Source organism: Xanthomonas sp. SHU 166 (assembly GCF_000364685.1).
GTDB lineage: Bacteria > Pseudomonadota > Gammaproteobacteria > Xanthomonadales > Xanthomonadaceae > Xanthomonas_A > Xanthomonas_A sontii.
On record NZ_AQOJ01000131.1, the window covers coordinates 1 to 6,103 of the forward strand.

Consider the following 6,103-nt stretch of genomic DNA (forward strand, 5'->3'; position numbering starts at 1 on the left):
CATGGAGCCGCTGGAATCGACCAGCATCCACCTGGTCCAGTCCGGCATCTCCAAGCTGCTGGAGCTGTTCCCGCGCGAGGGCATCAGCCCGGTGCTGGTGCGGCGCTACAACGAGCGCATCGCCTTCGAGTTCGACCGCATCCGCGACTTCCTGCTGCTGCACTACCACGCCACCGAGCGCGACGACAGCGCGTTCTGGCGGCACTGCCGCAGCATGCCGATCACCCCGGAACTGCAGGAGACGCTGGCGCTGTTCCGCGACAGCGGTCGCTTCTACCGCAATGGCGACGAGATGTTCGCCGAGATCAGCTGGGTGCAGGTGATGGTGGGGCAGGGCATCCTGCCGCGCGCCTACCACCCGCTGGTGGACCAGGTGCCGCAGGCCGACCTGGAGCGCTTCATGGCCAGCGTCGAGCAGACCATCGGCCATTGCGCCGACGCGATGCCGCCGCACCAGGCCTTCATCGACCGCTATTGCGCGGCCAGGCCTGGGTAAGCACGGCCTGCGCCGCGCGGGCACAAAAAAAGAGGCCACGCGCACCAGGCGCGGGCCTCTTCAAATCCGACCGAAGCCGGAGAACGGTATGGCACATCTCCGGCAGAGCCGGACGCTGGGCATGCTACCGGCACGCCGAAGCTAAAGCAATGCTTTAGAAGTTGCTTTCTAAGCCATTGATTTTAAATCAACTGACAGCGCCGCCGGCCAACGTCAGCGCGATCTCCCGCTGGATCGCCTCGGCGGCAGCGCGCGGATCGGCCGCCTGGCGGATCGGCCGGCCGACCACGATCGCATCGGCGCCGTCGGCGAAGGCCTGGGCCACGCCGACGGTGCGCTGCTGGTCGTCGCCGACCGGGCCGCCCGGGCGGATGCCGGGGCAGACGATGGAGAAGCCGGCGCCGGTGGCGCGGCGGATCGGTGCCGCTTCCTGGCCGGAGGCGATCACGCCGTCGATGCCGGCCGCCTGCGCGGCCAGTGCGCGCTCCACCACCACGTCTTCCGGCGCGCGGTCGATGCCCATCGATGCCAGGTCGGCGCGGCCCATCGAGGTCAGCACGGTCACCGCCAGCAGGCGCATGTCGCTGCCGTTGGCCTCGGCCGCGGCCTGCATCATCGCCGGGTGCCAGCCGTGGATGGTGCAGTAGTCCACCGGCCACTGTGACAGCCGCCGGATCACCCCGCCCACCGTGGCCGGGATGTCGAAGAACTTCAGGTCCACGAACACCCGCTTGCCGCGCCCGGCCAGCGTGTCCAGCACGTCGAAGTATTCGCCGGAGGCGAGCAGCTCCATGCCGATCTTGTAGAAGGCCACCGCATCGCCGAGCCGCTCGATCCACTCCAGCGCCTCGCTGCGCCCGGGCACGTCGAGGGCGAAGATCAGGCGCTCGTGCGGCGCCAGCGCCAGCGGCGCGCGACTCACTGCGCCAGCTCCAGCGCCTGCACCTTGGCCTGGTGGCGGGCGGCACGCGACTGGGTGAAGTCGTTGTTGAACAGCGCCGGCTCCCAGGAGCCGTAGCTGGGGTTGGGCAGCATCCACCAGCGCTCGCCGAACCAGTCGTGGTACTGCTGCAGCAACTGCGCGCGGCCTTCCGGGGTGTTGGCCACCACCTGCGCGAAATCGCCCAGCTGGTCGCCGAACTGCATCAGCACGCGGTACTGCTGGCCGACCAGCTTGCGCCGGCAGTTCTTCTCCGAGCCGTTCTGCTCGCAATCCTTGACCACCGTGCCCAGGCCCAGCAGCACGCTGTTGTCGGCCACCGGCAGGCCGGCGCTGCGCAGGTTGGCCAGGGTCGCGTCGGTCAGGTGCACCGCGCGGTTGGTCACGTACAGCACGGTGACGCCCTTGGCGGTGGCGGCCTTGGCGAAATCGACCACGCCGGGAATCGGCTTGGCCTTCTTCTCGGCGACCCACTGGTCCCAGGTGACCTCGTCGTATTCCTTGCCGTTGCGGATCAGCCGCGCCTGGTACGGCGAGTTGTCCAGCACGGTTTCGTCCACGTCCATCACCACCGCTGGCTTCAACCCGGCGGCGGCGTTGCCGCGCTCCTCCGGCACCAGCGCGTCCCAGTTCGGCTCCTTCAGCGCCGCATCCAGGCGGTCGGCGGCGGCGCGATAGGTCTGCTCGGCCAGGGCCTGGTACTCGGCCGAGCGCTGCATCCACAGCACTGCGTTGAGGTTGTCGTCGGCCGCACCCGGCGTGGCAGCTGCGGGCGTGGCGGCAGCTGCAGGGGCGGCCGGCTTGGCGGCGGGGTCGGCGACCTGCGCCTGCGGCTTGCAGGCGGACAGGGCGAGCACGGCGCAGGCCAGTGCGGTGCGGGCGATCGGCGTCATCGGGCGTGGGAACCTGGGCAAATGAACCGCGGATTTTAGCCGGTTGCGATGACAGGCGCGGCGCGCGGTGGCGCAGGCGGGCTGCCGCGCTCAGGGCGCGAACGTCAGTCCGTGCAGGTCCGGGGCGAGCACCGCCTCGATGGGGTCGGCATCGTCGTGGCCGGCATAGGCGCTGAAGCGGATGCGCAGGCGGCCGTCGCGGACCGTGTAGGGCGTCAGGTCGTCGAGGTCGGGCGCGTCCAGATCGATGTTGTCCAGGCAACTGGACACCGGCACCCGCGCCAGGATCGACGGCGTGCCGTGCAGATCGACCACGGTCAGCGCCATCTCCGCACCGGCGCCGCAGTAGCCGTGTCCATCCCCGGGCGAGGAACGGCGCACCGACAGGTACAGCAGGCGGTCGCGCGCCAGATACGGCTGCAACCGGGTCGGCAGCAGGCGGATGGCGCGTTCGGCGCCGATCCGCTCCGGTGCGTAGGCGTGCGGAATGGTCTCCAGCACGGCGGGTGTGCGTCCGGGCAGCTGGAGCACCACACGGCCCGCGCGATAGGCCAGATGCAGCAGGCCGCGGCGTGGATCGCAGACGTCGGTATTGGACGGCACGGCCGATGCCGCGCGGCAGTCCGTCGGTGTCGGCGTCGCGGCGCTGGGGGCGGGCACGGCGCCGGGCGCAGCGGGCGAGGCCAGGGCCAGCAGGAGGAGGAGCGGCAGCATGCGAGGCCTTTGAGGTGTGAGCCAAGAGTGTGGCAGCCGCCGTGGATCGCGCGCCAGTTGTGACGCGGGTCCTTTGCAAAGGTGACGAAATTCTCGCAAGCGCCTGTTTTGCAGGGGATTTACCGACAGCGTGTCGGGAGCTTCCCGATGCCGCCGCACTGTGGTTTCCACCACACTTCCAAGTATGGAAAACCGTGCGACGCGGCGCCTGGTGCGCTGCGACGCGATCGCGCCTGCACCGCAGGCAAACGCGGGAAGCGTCACAGGGGACGTCGCAGTGGATCGCCGGAGAAAAGGAGCTTCTCGCATTGTGCTGGCTACGTGCCTGTTCGCCAGCGTGTCCATGGCGCAGGCGCAGGACCCGCCGAGCACGCTCGATCGCCAGGAACAGCTGCGCCAGGCCGAGCAGGTCCAGCGGCAACAGGAGCAGGACCGGCAGGCGCCGTTCGTGGGCCCGCGCGAGGCCGAAGCGCCGGCGGACATGCGCAGCACCGTCTTGCCGACCGAAGCGCTGTGCTTCCCGATCCAGCGCGTCCGCCTCAGCGGCGCCGGTCCCGACGCGGCGCGCTTTTCCTGGCTGTGGCAGTCGCTGCGCCGCTACGAGGGCCGCTGCATCGGCACGGCCGGCATCGACCTGATCCGCCGCCGCGCGCTCGACCAACTGGTCGCGCGCGGCTTCGTCACCACTCGCATCGGCGTTCCGGCGCAGGACCTGTCCCGCGGCGAGCTGCGCTTCGAACTGCTGCCCGGGCGCCTGCGCCAGGTGCGCGTGCAGTCGGCGGACGGCCGTGTGTTCTGGCGCGGTGCGCTGCCGCTGCGGCCGGGCGACGTGCTCGACCTGCGCGCGATCGAGCAGGGCGTGGAGCAGTTCAAGCGAGTGCCGTCGCAGGACGCCAAGATCGATATCGCGCCGGGCGAGCAGCCCGGCGAGTCGGACCTGCTGATCACCATGCAGCGCAGCAAGCGCTGGCGCGCGGTGCTCAACGCCGACGACTCCGGCGTGCAGGCGACCGGCCGCTACCAGGGCGGCGTCGATTTCGCGCTGGATGCGCCGCTGGGCATCAACGACCTGCTCTCGATCGGCTACAACCACGACCTGGTGGACGATGGCGCCGCCCGCGGCACCCGCGGCAACAGCCTGTCCTACAGCGTGCCGTGGGGCTGGTGGACCTTGTCGCTGTCGCTGTCGTCCTATCGCTACCACCAGCAGGTGGAGGGTTTCCGCCAGAGTTTCCAGTCCAGCGGCAGCTCCGACAGCGCGCAACTGGATCTGCAGCGGGTGATCCACCGCACCGGCACCAGCAAGACCACGCTGGGCATGGTGGTGGCCAAGCGGGCGGCACGCAGCTACCTGGACGGCGTGGAGATCGGCATCCAGCGCCGCCACACCACCAGCGCCGAGCTCTACCTCAGCCATCGCCACTACCTGGGCAAGCTGCAGCTGGACACGCGTGTTGGGCACCGCCGCGGCACCCCGTGGTTCGACGGGCAATGGACCGGCTACGACCCGGCGGTGGGCTTCCCCGGCTACCGCTACGGCGTCACCACGCTGGATGTCAGCGCCGGTCTGCCGTTCGCGCTGGGCCCGGTGGCGATGAGCTGGGACAGCAGCCTGCATGCGCAGACCTCCCCGCAACTGCTGCTGGGTTCGGAATTCATCACCCTGGGTGGGCGCTACAGCGTGCGCGGCTTCGACGGCGAACGCACCCTCGGCGCCGAGCGCGGCGCGTACTGGCGCAACAGCCTCAACCTGCCGGTGCAGCGCCTGGGCATCACCCCATACCTGGGCGTGGATGCCGGCCGCATCGCCGGACCCAGCGCCGCCGGCCTGGCCGGGCGCAGCCTGGTCGGCGGCTTCGTCGGCGTGCGTGGCGCGCGCGGCGGGCTCAGTTGGGATGGCTTCGCCGGCTGGGACCTGCATGCGCCACGCGACTTCCACAGCGCGCAGCCGGCCTACGGCGTGCGCCTGATCTACCAGTTCTGACACGTCCTGCCGCCGGCCGGCGGCAGGGGATGCGATGGGTTTTGCCGCCAGTGGCGGCACGAGAGACACGACGATGCACATGGACCGTAACGACGACCGCCGCCACCGCCTGCTCGAGCCGCTCAAGCGCGGCCTGGCCGCATTGTTGTGCTGCACCGTCACCTGGACCTCGCTGCCGCTGTACGCGCAGGTCGCACCGGTCGCCAATCCGGACGGGCGCCAGCCCGGCCAGCAGGCCGCCGCCAACGGCGTGCCGGTGGTCGACATCGTCGCCCCCAACGCACGCGGCGTCTCGCACAACCGCTATTCGCGCTTCGACGTCGGCAGCAACGGCCTGATCCTCAACAACAGCGCGCAGATCTCCAAGACCGAACTCGGCGGCTACATCGCCGGCAACGACAACCTGAAGAACAGCGGCGCGGCTACGCTGATCCTCAACGAAGTCACCTCCACCACCAGCCGCCTGCAGGGCTATACCGAGATCGCCGGGGCCAAGGCGCAGCTGGTGATCGCCAATCCCAACGGCATCGTCTGCGACGGCTGCGGCTTCCTCAACACCTCGCGCGTCACCCTGGCCACCGGCACCCCGCTGCTCGGCGCCGACGGCGCCTTGAACGGGTTTTCCATCACCGGCGGTGCGCTGAGCATCGGCAGCAACGGCCTGGACGCGTACAACGTGGACCGCCTGGATCTGCTGTCGCGGCAGTTGAGCGTGGGCGGTTCGGTGTGGGCCAAGGATCTGCTGGCCAGCGCCGGTGCGCAGCGTATCGGCTACGACGGCATGCTGCTGGAGGTGCTGCCCGGCAGCGACGGCGCACCGCCGGCGATCGGCATCGACGTGGCGTACCTGGGCGGCATGTACGCCGACCGCATCCGCCTGATCGCCACCGAGGCCGGTGTGGGCGTGGTCAGCCGCGGCACCCTGTCCGCGCAGAGCGGCAGCCTGCAGATCGACAGCGCCGGCCAGCTGAGCCTGGCCGGCACCGCGGTGGCCCGCGACGACGTCGACCTGCGCGCGGCCGGCGCGCTGAGCCAGCAAGGCGTCCTCGGCTCGCAGCAGGCCGGCGTGCGCCTGC

Annotated in this window: 6 protein-coding genes; 3 read left to right on the forward strand and 3 right to left on the reverse strand. The window is 70.4% G+C overall.

What is annotated here, in order from left to right; genetic code table 11:
* Positions 1–496: tryptophan 7-halogenase (locus D180_RS05160; RefSeq protein WP_043090511.1), on the forward strand; the 496-nt coding region annotated here is incomplete at its 5' end.
* Between the two features lie 187 nt (positions 497–683).
* Here the strand turns inward: D180_RS05160 and pyrF are convergent.
* From pyrF to D180_RS05175, 3 genes are all read right to left on the reverse strand, one after another.
* Positions 684–1,418 carry an orotidine-5'-phosphate decarboxylase gene (gene pyrF, locus D180_RS05165; RefSeq protein ID WP_017911963.1) on the reverse strand — a complete coding sequence of 245 codons (735 nt, stop codon included), beginning with the start codon at positions 1,416–1,418 and terminating at the stop codon, positions 684–686.
* Positions 1,415–2,329 carry a 5'-nucleotidase, lipoprotein e(P4) family gene (locus D180_RS05170; RefSeq protein WP_017911964.1) on the reverse strand — a complete coding sequence of 305 codons (915 nt, stop codon included), beginning with the start codon at positions 2,327–2,329 and terminating at the stop codon, positions 1,415–1,417. Before D180_RS05170 ends, pyrF begins: the two co-directional genes overlap by 4 nt.
* Before the next feature lie 90 nt (positions 2,330–2,419).
* Entirely contained in the window at positions 2,420–3,043 is a 624-nt protein-coding gene (locus D180_RS05175) for a hypothetical protein (RefSeq protein ID WP_017911965.1), read from the reverse strand.
* Positions 3,044–3,386: 343 nt separating this feature from the next.
* On the opposite strand from D180_RS05175, the gene D180_RS05180 reads away from it, so the two are divergent.
* Positions 3,387–5,027: a ShlB/FhaC/HecB family hemolysin secretion/activation protein gene (locus D180_RS05180; protein WP_017911966.1), complete on the forward strand. Its 1,641-nt coding sequence runs from the start codon at positions 3,387–3,389 to the stop codon at positions 5,025–5,027.
* Positions 5,028–5,106: 79 nt separating this feature from the next.
* The coding region (locus D180_RS05185; RefSeq protein WP_043090513.1) for a filamentous hemagglutinin N-terminal domain-containing protein at positions 5,107–6,103 on the forward strand (997 nt) is incomplete at its 3' end.